The sequence below is a fragment of the Pseudomonas sp. NY15181 genome, assembly GCF_048068055.1.
Classification (GTDB): domain Bacteria; phylum Pseudomonadota; class Gammaproteobacteria; order Pseudomonadales; family Pseudomonadaceae; genus Pseudomonas.
Map to the genome: position 1 here is coordinate 1 of NZ_JBLUPT010000029.1, position 596 is coordinate 596.

The 596-nt window shown below is 65.1% G+C and carries 1 protein-coding gene; it reads left to right on the plus strand.

Features of this window, described 5'->3' with window-relative positions:
* The coding region (locus tag ACNFBT_RS27180) for an Ig-like domain-containing protein (RefSeq protein WP_416753898.1) at positions 1-596 on the plus strand (596 nt) is incomplete at both ends.

The window sequence follows — 596 nt, forward strand, 5'->3', positions numbered from 1 at the left end:
GACGTACCGAAGGACGGTTCGACCAACGACACCACTCCGGTCATCAACGGTGGCGGCGCCGAGAAGGGCGACATCATCCACGTGTTCGACGGCGAGACCGAACTGGGCTCCACCGTGGTCACCAGCGACGACGGCACCTGGTCGTTCGAGGTTCCGGCTGACAAGGCCCTGGACAACGGCGATCACGACTTCACCGCCAAGGCGGAAGACCCGGCCGGCAACATCAGCGAGCCGTCGCAGCCGTATCCGGTCAACGTCAACACCCTCGCACCGGATGCCCCGAGCATCACCGGCGTCGTCGACAACGACGATCCGGCGCACCTGGTCGACGTACCGAAGAACGGTGACACCAACGACACCACCCCGGTGATCAACGGTGGCGGTGCCGAGAAGGGCGACATCATCCACGTGTTCGATGGCGAGACCGAACTGGGCTCCACCGTGGTCACCAGCGACGACGGCACCTGGTCGTTCGAAGTTCCGGCCGACAAGGCCCTGGACGAGGGCGAGCACGACTTCATCGTCAAGGCGGAAGACCCGGCCGGCAACATGAGTGGCCCGTCGGAGCCCTACCCGATCAACATCGACACCACCGC